The organism is Nocardioides daejeonensis (assembly GCF_003194585.1).
Taxonomy (GTDB): Bacteria; Actinomycetota; Actinomycetes; order Propionibacteriales; family Nocardioidaceae; genus Nocardioides; species Nocardioides daejeonensis.
This window is the reverse complement of record NZ_QHKZ01000001.1, coordinates 368,868-385,366: the sequence shown is the minus strand read 5'-3', so window position 1 is coordinate 385,366 and position 16,499 is coordinate 368,868. Positions and strand designations below refer to the sequence as shown.

The 16,499-nt window shown below is 69.7% G+C and carries 16 protein-coding genes and 1 tRNA gene; 5 read left to right on the top strand and 12 right to left on the bottom strand.

What is annotated here, in order from left to right; translation table 11 throughout:
• Positions 1-147 precede the first annotated feature (147 nt).
• The 5 genes from DNK54_RS01865 to DNK54_RS01845 form a co-directional block, all read right to left on the bottom strand.
• Positions 148-552 carry a PadR family transcriptional regulator gene (locus DNK54_RS01865; RefSeq protein WP_239459863.1) on the bottom strand — a complete coding sequence of 135 codons (405 nt, stop codon included), beginning with the start codon at positions 550-552 and terminating at the stop codon, positions 148-150.
• Positions 537-1,091, bottom strand: a complete 555-nt coding sequence (locus DNK54_RS01860; protein ID WP_110205242.1) for a hypothetical protein — start codon at positions 1,089-1,091, stop codon at positions 537-539. The genes DNK54_RS01865 and DNK54_RS01860 overlap by 16 nt, the downstream gene beginning before the upstream one ends.
• 69 nt (positions 1,092-1,160) lie before the next feature.
• Positions 1,161-2,369: a bifunctional RNase H/acid phosphatase gene (locus DNK54_RS01855; RefSeq protein ID WP_239459862.1), complete on the bottom strand. Its 1,209-nt coding sequence runs from the start codon at positions 2,367-2,369 to the stop codon at positions 1,161-1,163.
• A 4-nt stretch (positions 2,370-2,373) separates the two neighbouring features.
• Positions 2,374-3,078, bottom strand: a complete 705-nt coding sequence (locus DNK54_RS01850; protein WP_420846356.1) for a zinc ribbon domain-containing protein — start codon at positions 3,076-3,078, stop codon at positions 2,374-2,376.
• 58 nt (positions 3,079-3,136) lie between these two features.
• The gene (locus tag DNK54_RS01845) at positions 3,137-4,258 is read right to left on the bottom strand and encodes a Nif3-like dinuclear metal center hexameric protein (protein WP_110205239.1); all 1,122 of its coding nucleotides are present in this window, start codon (positions 4,256-4,258) and stop codon (positions 3,137-3,139) included.
• Between the two features lie 94 nt (positions 4,259-4,352).
• Here DNK54_RS01845 and DNK54_RS21000 point away from each other — a divergent pair, with 94 nt between their 5' ends.
• The 3 genes from DNK54_RS21000 to DNK54_RS01830 are packed head-to-tail and all read left to right on the top strand — an operon-like array spanning position 4,353 to position 6,795.
• Positions 4,353-4,691 carry a hypothetical protein gene (locus tag DNK54_RS21000; RefSeq protein WP_162602272.1) on the top strand — a complete coding sequence of 113 codons (339 nt, stop codon included), beginning with the start codon at positions 4,353-4,355 and terminating at the stop codon, positions 4,689-4,691.
• Positions 4,692-4,693: 2 nt separating this feature from the next.
• Positions 4,694-6,142 carry a sensor histidine kinase gene (locus DNK54_RS01835; RefSeq protein WP_110205238.1) on the top strand — a complete coding sequence of 483 codons (1,449 nt, stop codon included), beginning with the start codon at positions 4,694-4,696 and terminating at the stop codon, positions 6,140-6,142.
• Positions 6,127-6,795, top strand: coding sequence for a response regulator transcription factor (locus DNK54_RS01830; protein ID WP_110205237.1), 669 nt, complete (start codon positions 6,127-6,129; stop codon positions 6,793-6,795). The genes DNK54_RS01835 and DNK54_RS01830 overlap by 16 nt, the downstream gene beginning before the upstream one ends.
• A 16-nt stretch (positions 6,796-6,811) precedes the next feature.
• Here the strand turns inward: DNK54_RS01830 and DNK54_RS01825 are convergent, their stop codons facing one another.
• From DNK54_RS01825 to DNK54_RS01805, 5 genes are all read right to left on the bottom strand, one after another.
• Entirely contained in the window at positions 6,812-7,687 is an 876-nt protein-coding gene (locus DNK54_RS01825) for a serine/threonine-protein kinase (protein WP_110205236.1), read from the bottom strand.
• 24 nt (positions 7,688-7,711) lie between these two features.
• Positions 7,712-8,104, bottom strand: coding sequence for a hypothetical protein (locus tag DNK54_RS20995; RefSeq protein ID WP_162602271.1), 393 nt, complete (start codon positions 8,102-8,104; stop codon positions 7,712-7,714).
• Positions 8,105-8,245: 141 nt separating this feature from the next.
• Positions 8,246-9,778, bottom strand: coding sequence for an AMP-binding protein (locus tag DNK54_RS01815; RefSeq protein WP_110205235.1), 1,533 nt, complete (start codon positions 9,776-9,778; stop codon positions 8,246-8,248).
• Between the two features lie 154 nt (positions 9,779-9,932).
• Positions 9,933-10,007, bottom strand: a tRNA-Val gene (locus DNK54_RS01810).
• Positions 10,008-10,206: 199 nt separating this feature from the next.
• Entirely contained in the window at positions 10,207-10,656 is a 450-nt protein-coding gene (locus tag DNK54_RS01805) for a peroxiredoxin (RefSeq protein ID WP_239459860.1), read from the bottom strand.
• Positions 10,657-10,783: 127 nt separating this feature from the next.
• Between DNK54_RS01805 and DNK54_RS01800 the strand changes: the two genes are divergently transcribed.
• Entirely contained in the window at positions 10,784-11,524 is a 741-nt protein-coding gene (locus DNK54_RS01800; protein WP_162602269.1) for a septum formation family protein, read from the top strand.
• 7 nt (positions 11,525-11,531) lie between these two features.
• Here the strand turns inward: DNK54_RS01800 and DNK54_RS01795 are convergent, their stop codons facing one another.
• Positions 11,532-13,130, bottom strand: a complete 1,599-nt coding sequence (locus tag DNK54_RS01795) for an AMP-binding protein (RefSeq protein WP_110205232.1) — start codon at positions 13,128-13,130, stop codon at positions 11,532-11,534.
• Positions 13,131-13,143: 13 nt separating this feature from the next.
• Complete coding sequence (locus DNK54_RS01790) at positions 13,144-13,587, bottom strand: DUF3052 domain-containing protein (protein WP_275426241.1); 444 nt, start codon at positions 13,585-13,587, stop codon at positions 13,144-13,146.
• A 141-nt stretch (positions 13,588-13,728) separates the two neighbouring features.
• Between DNK54_RS01790 and aceE the strand changes: the two genes are divergently transcribed.
• Positions 13,729-16,497 (top strand): pyruvate dehydrogenase (acetyl-transferring), homodimeric type, encoded by a 2,769-nt coding sequence (gene aceE, locus DNK54_RS01785; protein WP_110205230.1) that lies wholly within the window; start codon positions 13,729-13,731, stop codon positions 16,495-16,497.
• The last annotated feature ends 2 nt before the right edge of the window (positions 16,498-16,499 follow it).

Here is a 16,499-nt window from a genome sequence, read left to right as displayed (position 1 = left end):
CGACACACCGGTGACGGGCGCCTACGCACGCCCACACACCAACAGGCTGGGGCTGGACCACCGGCTGTGGAACGTGGTCTCGACAAGCTCGACCACCGACGCACCCGGGCTCGACCGCCGGCGGAGCTCAGCTACTGGCGGGGGCGCTTAGGGGCGCAGAGCGTCGGTTGCGGCGATGAAAGACCGCCACTCCTCATCCAGGTCTGCGAGCCGTTGCCGGCCGACGTCGGTCAGCGCATAGACCTTCCGCGCGGGGCCGGTCTCGGCGGGCTCCCATTCGGCGGTGATCGCCTCGTCGGCCTCCAGCTTGATGAGCGCCGGGGGGCCGTACTCCTGGTAGGCCGCCTGACCAGCCTCGGTGAGCGCATCGCGAAGCTCACGTTCGCGCGCCCTGATCACTCCGACGGCCATCCCACGAAGGCGCAGCGCCCCGCGGAAACGACGCATCCACTCGTCCTCGGTCCACTCCGTGCGCAGACCTCGATCGGCGATCGTCATCGCCGCCACGATCATGCCGATCCCAGGGAGCAGGCCGATCAGACCGACCAACAACAGGGCGCTTCGTCGACCAGCACCCGCTCGCCGTCGATCGCCAAAGCGAGACTCACGCCCCCGATCATCAACGCCGCACCCGTCACGATCGCTGTCGCCAACCAGCCCGGCCGTCCGGCCTCGAACAACGGAAGCGCTGCCGACCAGGCGCCGAGCACCCCCACGCACGTGGCCGTGATGAGCGCCGCCCCCACCGGCACGTCGATCCGCCACCCGTGTGAAAGCAACAGGATGCCCGTGAGGACCAGGTCGGCCATCAGCAGGTTGAAGCCCACGAAGACCAACCCTGAGCGCCATCCGCTGCCCAGCGACTCCTCGAGGGCCACCTCCTCGCTGCCCCATTCGGCGACGTCGTCGGCAGCGACCTCCTCGGCCGGACCGAAGAGCGACTCCGCCGCCTCATCAACGGTCAGCAGCGCCGCAAGCATCTCGTGAGTACGCTCCTCGATCGCCTCGGACGCCATGTTCGGCTGACTCACCGCAGCCAGGTAGTCGTCGAGCCACTCGTGGTCGCGCTCCGGCCAGGTCCCTCGGTCCACGCCCATCCTCCACCTAGGTCAAATAGTTACCTAGATCGCATTCGGCGAGGAACCAACCTTCCGGCCGGTTCACAAGGCGAGCGGCATCGGCCCAGGTCGAGCATTGAAGAGCCGCAGCGAGGCGAGGTACGGCGGGACTCCACCAGCGCCCCCGCCCGCGGCCGGGCTGGTCTCCCGCACAGGGGCAGGGCGCGTGTCCGGGTAGTAGGAGACGGCCGTGACGGAGGCTGGGCTGAGCTCCATCCGGTAGACCGCTTCCAGCGGGGCGCCGAGCGCCTGCGCAACCAGAACCTTGATGGGGGTGACGTGGGAGACCAGCACCAGCGTCCGGCCGGCCCGCTCGGTGACGAGCTCGTCGAGACCGGCGATCACTCGTTGCTGGACCTGCCGGAAGGACTCACCCCCGTGCGGTGCTGCGTCGAGTGAGGAGAACCAGTGGTGCATGTCGTCGCCGTGCTGCTCCGCCACCTCGGCGAAAGTCAGCCCGTCCCAGCGCCCGAACTCCATCTCCGCGAACGCAGGCGCCTGCTCCGCACGCATGCCCAGCACCGAGCTGATCTCCTCGGCGGTCTGCATCGTGCGCAGCACCGGCGAGGTCAATACCTCGTCGACGTGCTCGGAGAGCGAACGGAGCCACGCGCCGGTCTGTCGCGCCTGGTCACGCCCCTCTTCGCTCAGCGGCGGATTCGCGCCGCCCAGCCCGCCGGAGAAGCGCTTGTCGACGGTCATCGCCGTCACTCCGTGCCGCACCAGCACCAGCGTCGTCGGCCGCTCACCGCCGCCGGACCAGCCACGACGTGGTGTCGAGGCCGGGGTGGACGTCTCGATGTTCTGCTCCGGCGCCGACGGGGCCGCATCCGACGGTCCCTCCGGCCGCTTGCCGTCCAGCACCTCGTTGCCGAGCCGATCGGCATCCCGGTTCCGCTCGCGAGGTACCCACACGTATCTCACCGGGCCGGGATGCGCTGCTCGGGCGCGATCGGCGAGAACCGCGAGGTCCGCGTTCTTGATCTTCCAGTTGCCCGACATCTGCTCGATGACAAGCTTGGAGTCCATCCGCACCTCGACCGCCGCCCCTGGGGCGCGAGCGGCCGCCAGCTCCAGACCGGCGACCAGGCCGGAGTACTCCGCGACGTTGTTGGTGGCGACGCCCAGCGTCCGGGCATCCTCGGCGATCACCTCTCCGGTCTCGGCATCACGCAGAACGGCGCCGTACGACGCCGGGCCTGGGTTTCCCCGCGAGGCGCCGTCGGCCTCGACCACCACCTGACGAGCCACAGACTCAGCCCTGGCCGGACAGGCCGGACTCGCCGGTGCGCACCAGGATCCGGCCGCACTCCTCGCAGCGCACGACATCGTCCGCTGGGGTCTTGGTGATCACCGCGAGCGTGCCCGCATCGAGGGTGATCTGGCAGCCCTCGCAGCGCCGGGCTCGCAACAGCGCAGCTCCGGTGCCCTGGCGCTCCCGGATCTTCTCGTAGAGCGCCACCAGGTCGGCCGGGAGTCCGGCCACCGCGGCGGCGCGCTCCGACTCAGTGGCAGCAAGCTCGCCCTGGAGCTCGCTGCCCCGGCGATCCCGCTCCGCCGTGGCCGCGGCGATCTGCTCGTCGAGGTCGGTGAGATCCGACTCGGCCGCACTCAGGTCGCCCTGCGCGTCCTCGAGTCGCGCCATGATCTCCAGCTCGATGTCTTCGAGGTCGGAGATGCGACGCTCCAGCGAGGTCATCTCGTGTGTCATGCGCTCCAGGTCCTTGGGGTTGGTGATCAACCCCTGGTCCATCCGGGTGCGGTCACGGTCACGACGCGCCCGCACCTGCTCCACCTCCTGGTCGGACTTCTTCTGGTCGCGCGTCAGGTCGCCGACCACGATCCGCAGGTCGCGGGCACGGTCGAAGACGATGCCGCGACTCTCGCCCAGGGACTTGATCGCGGCGATCTCGGGCATGCTGCGCAACCGGTGACGCAGTTGAGCCACGCGCTCGTCCAGTTCGACGACCGCGAGCAGGCTCAGTTGGGTGGCGGGATCGGCTTTCAGCGTCGGCTCCTCAGATGCGGAAGGTCCACGGATCGGTGGGCACGGTGCTCACCCGGGAGACAACCGTATCGCCCATCGCCTCGGCCAGGCGCCGCTGCACCACCGGCAGCCAGGTTGACTCCGCCGCCCAGTGCGCCACGTCGATCAACGCGGGCCCGCTGTGCTCCAGAAACTCGGCCGCCGGGTGATGGCGCAGGTCGGAGGTCAGGTAGACGTCTACCTCGGCACCCTGGAGCTGCGGAAGCAGGAAGTCGCCGGCACCACCGCACACCGCCACGCGGCGTACCTCCCGGTCGGGGTCGCCACCGACACGCACGCCCTGGGCGGTCTCCGGCAGCGCAGCTGCAACGCGTGTCGCGAAGGCGCGCAGCGTCTCGGGCTCCGTCAACTCGCCGATCCGACCCGTGCCCTCCTCTGCCAGGCCGGCGTCGGCAAGCTCGATGACGTCGTACGCCGGCTCCTCGTAAGGGTGCGCCGCGAGCATCGCCCGCAGCACCTGGCTCCGCCGCGCGCGTGGCGCGATCACCTCGACCCGGTCCTCCTCCACCACCGCGATGTCGCCGACCGTCCCGATCGTCGGATCGGCGCCCTCCAGCGGCCGGAACCGTCCCTGACCGCTGCTGGAGAAGGAGCAGTGGTCGTAGTCGCCGATGGCGCCGGCACCCGCCTCGGCCATCGCCGCCCGCACCGGCGCCGCCGCATCGCCTGGCACGAAGACGACGATCTTGTCGCGCTTCTCCTCCGGCATGGCCACGATCGGCCGCAGTGCCTCCAGACCTACCGCCTGGGCGAGCGCCTCGGAGACACCGCCCCGCGCCTGGTCGGCGTTGGTGTGCGCGGTCAGCAAGGCGCAACCTGCTCCGGCAAGGGTGGCCAGGGTGCGCCCCTTCGGGGTCGTGGCCGCCACGCCATGCACCGGCTTCAGGAAGAGCGGATGGTGCACCACCAGCAGATCGGCCTTCCACTCCGCCGCCTCCCGGGCCACGGCCGGCGAGGGGTCCACGGCGAAGAGCACCTTGCGCACCGGCTGCGCGGGGTCGCCGAGCACGAGCCCGACGGCGTCCCACGAGTCGGCGGTGTGCGGCGGGTACCACCCGTGCAGCAGGTCAACCACGTCACCCAAGGTCGTCATGTCCGTGACTCTATAGACCGGGTGACAGCGCAGATGAGGGTCCTCTCATGGACCTCTCATCCCGTTCCCACCCTGAGGCAGGATGGTGGCTGCCATGAGAGTGCCCTGGACCCCGATCGGCATCGCCGCCGTGCTGCTGCCTGTCTCCGCCTATGTCGCGGGGACGCTCGCCGGCGGCGCCGAGGAGCCCCGGGAGCGTCAGGTCATCGTGGTGGAGAACTCCTCCGAACCGACCGACACACCGACCGACGAGAAGCCGCGCAAGCCGCGACCGCCGCGCGGGACCGCCACGGCGGACCCCGACGACGATGACGACGATGACGACGACGGTCCTGAGGTGGTCCGCCCGCAGGTCGACGACGATGACGACGACCGCGACGACGATGACGATGACGACAGGGATGAGCGTGACGACTACCGCGACGACGATTGACCGTGGCCGCTGACGACGACGGCCGGGCCCGTCGCCCCGGCTTCAGCGTGCGGGTCCGCATGACCCTGGCGGTCGCGCTGCTCAGCGCCCTGGCGCTGGCTCTGGTCGGCGGCCTCGTCTTCGCCCTCGAGTCCTCCCGTCTGCACGACCAGGCGATCGAGCACGCCGATCAGGAGATCGCGGAGTTCGACCACCTGCAGAGCAGCGGCATCGACCCGAAGACCCGGCGTCCCTTCGCCGGGCTCGAGGCGCTCTTCCGGGACTTCATCTCCCGCAACGTACCCAGCGACGACGAGCTGCTGGTCGGGTGGATCGTCGGACGCCGCTGGCCGTTGCACTCCCTCTCCGAGCACGGGCCCCTGACCGGAGAACGCAGTGTGGTCACGGCGATCGAGGCGCGGCTACGGACCGGAGGGGACGTCACCGTCGCGACGTCGCTGGGAGACGTCCTGGTGTCGGTCCAGCCGGTGACGCACGCACCCAGCGGCGAGACCGGCGCCCTGGTGGTGCTGACCGTCTTCGACGAGAGCCGCCGGGAGCTCTACGCGCTGATGCGCACCTACCTGATCACCGCGCTGCTCGCCCTCCTCGTGATCACCGGCCTCGCCACCTGGCAGGCCGGCCGGCTGCTCGCGCCCCTGCGCCGGCTCGACGCGACCGCACACGAGATCAGTGGCAGCGATCTCTCGCTGCGGATCCCCGAGAGCGGCAACGACGACATCACCCGCCTGACCCGCACCGTCAACCAGATGCTGGACCGGCTCGAGCAGGCGTTCGCCGATCAACGCCTCTTCCTCGACGCGGCGGGCCACGAGCTCAAGACACCTCTCACCGTGCTGCGCGGCCACCTCGAGCTGTTGGACACCGGCGACCCAGCAGAGGTTGCCGAGACCCGCGCCCTGCTCCTCGACGAGGTGGACCGGATGTCGCGCCTCGTCGGCGACCTGATCCAGCTGGCCAAGAGCGCCCGGCCCGACTTCGTGACGCCCGAGCCCGTCGACCTGCACTCCTTGGTCACGACGGTGCATGCGAAGGCCTCCGGCCTCGCCGAGCGCTGCTGGCTGCTCGACGACGCTCCCGAGCTCGTGGTACTCGTCGACCAGCAGCGACTCACCCAGGCACTGCTCCAACTGGCCGACAACGCCGTGAAGCACACCGACCCGGACGACGAGATCGCCATCGGCGCTCGAGCGGTCACCACCGGTGTCGAGCTCTGGGTGCGTGACTCCGGAGACGGCGTGCCGGAGGCCGACCGGCATCGGATCTTCGACCGTTTCGCCCGGAGCGCGGTCCGGAGCGGCGACGAGGGCTTCGGCCTCGGGCTCTCGCTGGTCCGCGCCATCGCTGAGGCGCACGGCGGCTCCGTCTCCGTCCATCCGGAGCCTTCCGGAGGAGCACGCTTCGTCCTCACCCTGCCCTACCCCCAGGAGACGCCATGGCCCACATCCTGATCGTCGAGGACGAGGAGCGGATCGCCTCCTTCGTCGCCAAGGGGCTGCGTGCCGAGGGCCACCGCACGACCGTCGTCGGAGACGGTCCCTCCGGTCTCGACGAGGCGCTCTCCGGCCAGCACGACCTGATGGTGCTCGACATCGGCCTGCCCGGTCTCGACGGCTTCGAGGTGTTGGAGCAGCTGCGCGCCCAGGGCTCCCGCATGCCGGTGATCGTGTTGACCGCGCGCGACTCGGTGACCGACACCGTCTCCGCGTTGGAGGGTGGCGCGGACGACTACATGCCCAAGCCGTTCCGCTTCGCGGAGCTGCTCGCCCGGGTCCGGCTTCGGCTCCGGCAGTCCGGGGACCAGCCCGGGGGCGCCGTGGAGAAGCTCAGTGCCGGCGGCGTCGAGCTTGACCTGCGGACCCGGCGCGCGACGATCGCGGGCCGGGCGGTCGACCTCTCCGCCCGCGAGTTCGCCCTCCTCGAGATCTTCCTGCTCAACCCCGGTCAGGTGCTCTCGCGGGAGCAGCTCCTCGATCATGTCTGGGGGCTCGACTTCGACCCCGGTTCCAACGTGGTCGACGTCTACGTCGGGTACCTACGCCGCAAAGTGGGCGCACGGGCGATCACCACCGTGCGTGGCATGGGCTACCGGTTGGAGCCCTGACCGCACCGCTCGGGCCCTAGCGTCCCAGGCGGAATCCAGCGAGATGGCCCCGCGGCAGCGCAGCCAGGACCGGCTCCAGCGCCTCGGTGATCTCCCGGGGCAGTGGGCGGTCCTCGGGACGGTGCTCAAGGCAGGCGCTCACCACCTTGCGCACCGGCGCCGGTACGTCGTCCGGCAGCTCCCGCGGCTCCTTGGCAACCTGGGGGAACCGGTCGTCGAGTGCGTCTGCGTCGGGATCACCGGAGCGGAAGGGTCGCCGTCCGGTCACCGCGTGGAAGAGGGTCGCTCCGAGTCCCCAGACGTCGCTGGCCGGACCCGGGGCGTTGTCGGCGACGGGCTGGCACTGCTCCGGGGCCATGTAGGCGTCGGTGCCGATCAGGTGCCGCAGCTCTGCCGCCGCCTCCACGGTGCGGGCGACCGACAGGTCGATCAGGCGGGCGGGAGCCCCCATGATCACGTTGCTCGGCTTGATGTCGAGGTGCACGTAGTCGATATGGCGGAAGTAGTGCAGCGCCGAGGCGATGTCGATCGCCAGCGGCAGGTACTGCGCGGCCTGCAGCGGTCCGTAGCGGCGGATCAGCGAAGAGAGACGCGGCCCGTCGACCTGCTCCAGCACCAGGTGGGGCCGCTCCCCCTCCGCCTCGTGGCGCAGCCCCCGGACCACCACCGGGTGGTTGATCCGGGCGAGGGCCTGCGCCTCCCGGCGCAGGCCCCGCAGGGACGAGGAGTCGGCGACCTGATCGGGACGGAGCACCTTCACCACCACGGGCGACCAGGTGATCTCGTCGAACGCCAGATAGGCCTCGTACGCCGCCCCACCGCCGAGCAGCCGCAGCGCAGTCAGCTCAGCGGTGATCGGGTCGCCCTCGGCGAATCCCCACTTCTCGTCCATGCGCACTCCTCGCTCCGGTGCCGGTCAGCGGCGGGTGTCGTTGCGGGACCGGTCGTTGGTGTGCCCCGCCGTCCGGTCACGAGTCCGGTCACCGGCCCCGTCCCGGGTCCAGTCGCGGGTCTTGTCGGCCCGGCTGAGGTCACGGTCGCGGCTCACCGCGGTGCGGTTGCTGCGGGTGTGGTCGCGGCTCACCGCGCTGTTGCGGCTGTGCTGGGTGACCCGGCTGATCTGGCCGTAGGTGTCGTCGTCGTCATCGTCGTCGTAGTTGTCGTCGACGAGCACCAGCGACGGCTGGTCGTCGTCGCGCTTGGCGTAGTCGTCGTCGGTCTGGCCTACCGCCGCGGTCTGCATGCCGACCACGCCGAGGGCGACCAGCCCGACCAGTCCGAGTCCGGTGATGGGGATCAGGCGCTTCATGTTGCTTCCTCTCGTCCGGCCGTCTCCGGCCTCCTTGCTGGGCGAGAACAAGCCAAGCGACACGCGGTGAGCAGACGATGAGCCGTGGATGAGAACGCTCTCACCCACGGCTCGTCACCGGCGTCGCGTGCCCGGCGCTGGTCAGTTGACCTGTCGGTCGCGTCCGTCCCAGTAGGGCTGGCGCAGCTTGAACTTCTGCAGCTTCCCGGTGGCCGTGCGCGCCAGCTCGTCGCGGAACTCGACCGAAGTAGGCGCCTTGTAGCCCGCCAACCGCTCCTTGCACCAGCCGATGAGATCGGCCTCCGTCGCCTGGGCTCCCGGTGCGAGCACCACGAGCGCCTTGATCGTCTCTCCCCACTTCTCGCTGGGGACGCCGATCACCGCCACCTCGGCTACCGCGGGATGGGAGAAGAGCGCGTCCTCCACCTCGATCGAGGAGACGTTCTCGCCGCCGGTGATGATCACGTCCTTCTTGCGGTCGCTGATCGTCAGGTAGCCGTCCTCGCCGATCACACCGCCGTCGCCGGTGTGGAACCAGCCGCCGTCGAGCGCCCGCGCCGTCTCTTCGGGCTGCTGCCAGTAGCCCTCGAGGATCACGTTGGAACGCGCCAGCACCTCGCCCTCGGGGTCGGTGGCGAGCGTGACGCCGATCGCGGGCTGCCCGGCGCGGATCAGCTTGCCGGCCCGCTCCTCGACCGGCAGGTCGTCCCACTCCGCGCGGCTGCGGTTGATGGTCAGCAGGGGCGAGGTCTCGGTCAGACCGTAGATCTGGATGAACTCCCAGCCGAGCTCGGTCTCCACCCGAGCAACCGTCTTGGTCGGCGGTGGCGCGCCCGCCACGATGATGCGGACCCTGTCGCGTCCCGGGATCTCTCCCTCCCAGCTCTGCGCCGCCTCCAGCACGCTCGCGACCACCGCCGGCGCAGCACACATGAAGGTGACGCCTTCGTCGCGGACCCGACGCAGGATCTCGGTGCCGTCGATCTTGCGGAGCACGACGTGCTTGATGCCGAGGCCGGTCGCGGCGAAGGGCATGCCCCATCCGTTGGCGTGGAACATCGGCAGCGTGTGCAAGATGACGTCACGGTCGGTCAGGCCGACGTGCAGCGCGAAGGTCACCGCGTTGACCCAGATGTTGCGGTGGGTGATCTGCACGCCCTTGGGGCGGGCGGTCGTGCCCGAGGTGTAGTTGATGCAGGCCGTGGCGTTCTCGTCGGGCTCCCATGCCTTGGGCTCTGCCCCCTCGGGCGCGAAGAGCTCCTCGTCGTGGCCGAGTACGAAGCGGTGCTCGGCGGTGACCTCGGCCAGCGCCTCGTCGAGCTCCGGGTCGACGTAGAGCACTCGGGCGCCGGAGTGCTCGATGATGTAGGCGACCTCGTCGGGACGGAGCCGGAAGTTCACCGGCACCAGGACCCGGCCGTAGCCGGCGACCCCGAAGAAGGCGGTGAGCAGACGCGCACTGTTGTGGGAGACGACGGCCACCCGGTCACCCACCCCGATACCGAGCTCATCGAGTCGCGCCGCCATCCGAGCGGCCCGCTCATGCATCTCGCGGTAGGTGAGGGAACCCAGCGACGGCGCCGGCTGGTCGGGCTCGTCGATCACGCCGATGCGGTCGCCGTAGACCGTCGCGGCGCGGTTGACGAAGTCGGACACGGAGAAGGGAACGAGCATGGGTGATCAACCTCTCATCGGCTACCTGCTCACCGTAGCCAACGGTGCCGACGACCGGACAGCCCCGGCGGCGCGCCGATCCGCCAGCGGCAGCAGGTATGCGACAAACGGTCGTTCGCCTGCCCGGCGACCTTGCAGAACGAGAAGGGGGGGGTGGTGCGTCGGGACGGTTTCGAACCGCCGACCGCCCGGGTGTAAACCGGGTGCTCTACCACTGAGCTACCGACGCGGGGCCGGATTCCCGGCACGACGCGACACCCTACGCAGGCAGCGAACGAGATGGGAAATCAGTGCCGAAATGACGTCGCGACCGCTGGAGTCTCGGGTCACCAGCGGTCGCGACAGAAGAATCTTGACCTATCTCGTGGCGGGTCGCCACCATTTGGTCAAACTTTGCATGAAATTGCAGTCGGCGACCCGCGACGTGCTCAGCTCACGGATTGCAGTTGCCGGAGATGCTCGTCGAGATCCCGCCCGTCCGGCATCGCGTTGTGCACAGCCCAGGCGATCCGTCCCTCCTTGTCCACCAGGTAGGTGGAACGACGAGCGCAACCGCGCTGGTCGTCGAAGACGTCGTAGGCGGAGGCCACCTCGCCATGCGGCCAGAAGTCGGCCAGCAGCGGCACCGTGAGTCCCTCGGCGTCGGCGAAGCCACGCAGCGCATAGGTCGGGTCGCAGGAGATGGCGAGCACCTCGGAGTCGAAGGTGAGGAACTCCGCAAGCCGATCCTGGATCTGGCTCAGCTCGCCGCGGCAGACCCCAGAGAAGGCGAACGGGTAGAAGAAGATCAGTACCGCCTTCGACCCGCGGAACGACGACAGGGTCACGTCCTGGCCGTACTGGTCACGCAGCGTGAAGTCCGGGGCGAGATCTCCCACCTGCAATGTGTGCACGTCAGTCCTGTCTGAGGGGTACGGCGCCGCTAGGCTCTGCGTTGTCTCGAACCCTGGGGAGTCCATGGCTCAACGTCATCTTCGCACCCTGCTCCCAGCCATGGTCGCGGGGATGACCCTGCTCCTGACCGGCTGCCAGGAGCAGGCGCCCGCGCCTGCCTCCGAGCGCGCGCAGGTCGGCCCTGCGGTGGTGTGGGCGGAGCCGGTCGCCGACGCCCGGGCCGGCATGCCGAACCGGGGCGCCTGCCATCGGCTCCCGGCGGGACTCACCGGCGGCTCCACCGACGCCGCCGCAACCGTGCCGTGCTCGGACCCACACACGTCGGTGACCTATCTCTCCGGCGTGCTGCCGGCCGAGATCGAGGAGGCACCCCAGGCCTGGGTCGCCCAGCGGTGCTCCGCTGCGCTGCCGGAGGCCGCCGGCCTCGACGTGGCCACCATGCCTGCCGCCTTCCTCGAATGGGTCTGGCTCCAGCCCGACCAGGCGCAGCGCGACCGCGGCGCACGGTGGTTCCGCTGCGACGTCCGCTCCCTGGCCCCCGCCCCGGCCGAGCTGCCGGGTGCTGGGCTCCCGGTCTTCCGGGGCGATCTGCCGGAGAGGTGGACCCGCTGCGTGAGCACCGAGCAGGGCGACGAGGCGGCGTACGTCACCTGCGACCAGCCCCACCAGTTCCACTGGACGGCGAGCGTGCCGGTGTCCGGCGAGCAGCATCCCGGCAACCGAGCCTGGGAGGAGCTGGCGGCTGCCGAGTGCCGTCCGCTCGTGGGGCAGGCCGCCTTCTGGTTCACCTACCCGAACCAGGCCCAGTGGGATGCCGGGGACCGGCGGCTGAGCTGCTACCGAGCGGTGTGAGCGCTGCTCAGAGCTGGTGCAGCTCGCGCTTCAGCACCTTGCCGGTTGCATTGCGCGGCAGCTCGTCGAGGAAGGCGATCTCGCGCGGTACCTTGTAGCGCGCCAGGTTGGCCCGTACCCAGTCCTTGAGATCTTCCTCGGTCGCCTCGCCGGCCACCACCACGAACGCTCGCAGACGCTTGCCGAACTCGTCGTCCTCGACGCCGATCGCTGCCGCCTCCACGACCGCGTCGTGCCGGCAGAGACAGTCCTCGACCTCCTTGGGGAAGACGTTCTCTCCCCCGGAGACGATCATCTCGTCATCGCGGCCCTCCACGTAGAGACGACCCTCGCTGTCGAAGCGGCCGACGTCACCCGTGGACATCAGGCCGCTGACGATCTCCTTGTTGCCGCCCCCCGTGTAGCCCTCGAAGAGCATCCCGTTGCCGACGAAGATCCGGCCGGCCTCACCGGTCGGCACCTCGCGGCCGTGGTCGTCGAGGATCTTCACGACGGTGGCGTACGGCGGCTTCCCGGCGCTCGTCGGAGCCGCGCGCAGATCCTCGGGCGTCGCGATGGACGCGTAGGCGACCTCGGTGGAGCCGTAGATGTTGTGCAGGTTGTCGCCGAAGCGGTCCATCCACTCCAAGGCCAGGTCACCGGGGAGTGCGGAGCCCGAGGCGGCCGTCACCTTCAGGGTGTCGAGCGAGTAGCGGTCGAGCGTCTCCGCCGGCAGTCGCAGCATCCGCTGCAACATCACCGGGATCACCACCAGCGAGTCGCAGCGGTTCTCCTCGGTGACCCGCAGGGCCTCCTCCGGGTCGAAGCGCCGGCTGACCACCACGGTCGAGCCGAGCAGCATCGCCAGCGCGAGATGCGCGTAGCCCCAGGTGTGGAACATCGGCGCAGCCACGTGCGTACGCCAGCCGTACTTGAGTGGCAGCCGCGAGAGCAGCGCCACCGCGGCGTCGATACCGGCCTCGCTGCGCGGGGCCCCCTTCGGTGTGCCGGTCGTGCCCGAGGTGAGGATCACGACCCGACCGTGCCGTTTGGGCGGGGCGAGCTCCGAACGGTCACCGACGGTGATCAGGGCCTCGAGCGAGTCGGCGGTCGTCGGACCGTCGACCCAGGCCAGCAGTCTCTGGTCGATCTCCGCAGCCGAGAGCAGGCCGGTGAACTCCTCGTCGTGGACCACCAGACGCGGCCGCTCGCGGGCGATGACCTCGGCCAGCTGCGGCCCGGCGAACGCGGTGTTGAGGTAGAGCGCGTCGGCACCGAGCTTGGCGACCGCGAGGCTCGCGTCGAGGAAGCCCCGGTGGTTGCGGCACATGATCGCCACGCCGTCGCCCTCGACCACGCCACGCTTGCGGAGCTCGTGCGCGAGAGCGTTGCTGCGGGCGTGCAGCTCATGGAACGTGAGCGAGCCCAGCTCGTCGACCAGTGCCACCCCGTCCGGGTTGCGCAGCGCCATCGAGGCGAAGCCACCCGCGGGGCCTGTGCCCCAGGCGAGCACGGTCCGGCCCACCTTCGCGAGGGTGAGCGGGGAGTACGGGCGCACGATGCCCGCTGAGGTCAACACCTTGGCCGAGGTCGCCCCCGTGCCCAGCAGTGCTCCGATCTTGCCCATGAGTTCCTTCTCTTCAGTGCGTGGTCTTGGGCGCGACCAGGCGGGTAGCCGCCCAGTCGCTGCTCGCCACCGCGGTGGTGGTCTGGCTGAGCCCAGCCACCGGTGCACCTTCGGCGATGTCGGCCGGATCGATGGCGCCGGGGCGGCCCACCTTCGGAGTCAGCAGCCAGATGATCCCGCCGCCGGTCAGATCGGTCAGCGCGTCGACCAGGGCGTCGACCAGGTCGCCGTCCTCGTCGCGCCACCACAGCAGGACCGCATCCACCACGTTGCCGTAGTCGCCGTCGACCATGTCGGCGTCGATGGCATCCTCGATCGCCATCCGCAAGCCGTCATCGGTGTCGTTGTCCCAGCCGAGCTCCTGGACGATCATTCCGGGCGCGAACCCCATACGCGCTGCCGGATCTGTCGGCGGGGTGGACTTCTGGGTGACGTCGCCACCCGGGGTGGAACTCAAGGTTGTGCCTCTCCTTAGAAGGGACTGCGGATGTCTGGGCCGTAGTCCACCGGAGGATCCGGCCATGCGCAACCCCTCGCGCGAGACTGCGCTACTGGACGGTAGATACCGAACCGCGACTCTGCGTGCCACGATGAAGGAGTGAGCGACCCCACAACCCCTCTCAGTACACCGAAGGCTCCCGTCATCCATGAGGGCCTCCCCACCCAGCTGCCGGACATCGACCCCGACGAAACCTCGGACTGGATCGACTCGTTCGACGCGATGATCGACGACCGCGGCCGCGACCGCGCGCGCTACGTGATGCTGCGTCTCCTCGAGCGCGCCCGCGAGCGGCAGGTCGGCGTTCCCGCGCTGCGCAGCACCGACTACATCAACACGATCCCCCCGGAGCGGGAGCCCTGGTTCCCCGGCGACGAGGACGTCGAGCGCCGGATCCGCGCCTTCATCCGCTGGAACGCCGCGGTGATGGTCTCCGACGCCAACCGTCCCGGTCTCGAGGTCGGCGGCCACATCGCCACCTACCAGTCCAGCGCCTCCCTCTACGAGGTCGGCTTCAACCACTTCTTCCGCGGCAAGGAGCACCCCGGAGGCGGCGACCAGGTCTTCATCCAGGGCCACGCCTCCCCCGGCATCTACGCCCGCGCCTTCCTCGAGGGCCGGCTGACCGAGGAGCAGCTCCTCAACTTCCGCCAGGAGGTGCAGCACGGCCCGCACGCCGGGCTGTCGTCGTACCCGCACCCGCGGCTGATGCCCGACTTCTGGGAGTTCCCCACCGTCTCGATGGGTCTCACCGGCATCAACTCCATCTACCAGGCCCGCTTCAACCGCTATCTCGCCAACCGGGGCATCAAGGACACCGCCGACCAGCGGGTCTGGGCCTTCCTGGGCGACGGCGAGATGGCCGAGCCCGAGTCCCTGGGCGCGATCCGGATCGCCGCCCGCGAGGAGCTCGACAACCTCACCTGGGTGATCAACTGCAACCTGCAGCAGCTCGACGGGCCGGTCACCGGCAACGGCAAGATCATCCAGGAGCTGGAGGCCAACTTCCGCGGCGCCGGCTGGAACGTGATCAAGGTCATCTGGGGCCGCGAGTGGGATGCCCTGCTCGCCCGCGACGTCGACGGCGTTCTGGTCAACCAGATGAACACCACCCCCGACGGTGCGTTCCAGACCTTCTCGGTGGAGGACGGCGCCTACAACCGCGAGCACTTCTTCGGGCCTGACCCGCGGCTGCGGAAGATGGTCGAGCACATGACCGACCGGCAGATCGAGAAGCTGCCGCGCGGCGGCCATGACTACCGCAAGGTCTACGCGGCCTTCGACGCCGCCACCAAGCACGTCGGCCAGCCGACAGTGATCCTCGCCCACACCGTGAAGGGCTGGACGATCGAGGCTCTGGAGGGTCGCAACGCCACCCACCAGATGAAGAAGCTCAAGCTGCCCGATCTGCTCAAGTTCCGCGACCGGCTCTACCTGCCGATGAGCGACAAGGAGATCACCGAGGCCTACGAGACGACCGGCAAGGCACCGTTCTTCCACCCGGGTCCGGAGGCCGCCGAGATCGAGTACATGATGGAGCGGCGGCGTCAGCTCGGCGGCTCGATCCCCCAGCGGATCGACCGGGCAGCGCCCCTGACCCTGCCCGCCGGCGAGATCTACGACGAGCTCAAGCAGGGCTCGGGCAAGAACAAGATCGCCACCACCATGGCCGTCGTCCGCCTGCTCAAGGACTGGATGAAGGACCCGGGCATCGGACAGCGGATCGTGCCGATCGCCCCCGACGAGTACCGCACCTTCGGCATGGACGCGATGTTCCCGACCGCCAAGGTCTACAACCCCGCGGGCCAGACCTACGACTCCGTGGACCGCAAGCTGCTCCTTGCCTACAAGGAGTCCACGCAGGGGCAGATGCTGCACGAGGGCATCTCCGAAGCGGGGGCGCTCGCCTCCGCGACTGCGGCCGGTTCGGCGTACTCCACCCACGGCGAGCACATGATCCCGTTCTACATCTTCTACTCGATGTTCGGGTTCCAGCGCACCGGCGACTCGATCTGGGCGATGGCCGACCAGCTGGCCCGAGGATTCCTGATCGGAGCCACCGCCGGCCGCACCACGCTGACCGGCGAGGGCCTGCAGCACGCCGACGGCCACTCACCGCTGCTGGCCGCGACCAACCCGGCGGTCGTGCACTACGACCCGGCGTTCGCCTACGAGATCAGCCACATCATGAAGTCGGGTCTCGAGCGCATGTACGGCGCCGAGGCGGAGAACGTCATCTTCTACCTCACCGTCTACAACGAGCCGGTCGACCAGCCGGCCGAGCCGGAGGGCGTGGACGTCGAGGGAATCCTGCGGGGCATGCACCAGGTCTCGGCAGCCGCCGACACCTCGAAGCCGCGGGTGAGCCTGATGGCCTCCGGCGTGGGGTTCCCGTGGGTGGCGAAGGCCCAGCAGCTGCTGGCCGAGGACTGGGGCGTCGCAGCCGACACCTGGTCGGTCACCTCGTGGAACGAGCTCGCCCGCGACGCACTGGCGGCCGAGAGCTGGAACCTGCTGCACCCCGACGAGCAGCCGCGCGAGGCATGGGTGTCGCGCCGGCTCGCCGACGTACCCGGACCGGTCGTCGCGGTCTCCGACTTCATGTGCGCGGTGCCGATGCAGATCGCCAAGTGGGTCCCGGCCGACTACCGGGTCCTCGGGACCGACGGCTTCGGGTTCGCCGACACCCGGCCCGCGGCTCGGCGCTTCTTCAACGTCGACGCGGAGTCGGTCGTGGTGCAGGCGCTCCAGGCGCTCGCCGATGCCGGTGAGATCCCGGCCGCCACGGTCAAGGAGGCGTTCGACAAGTACCGGATCGACGACCCCACGGCGGTCTCCGGGATCAAGCAGGAGGGCGGCGACGCCTGACG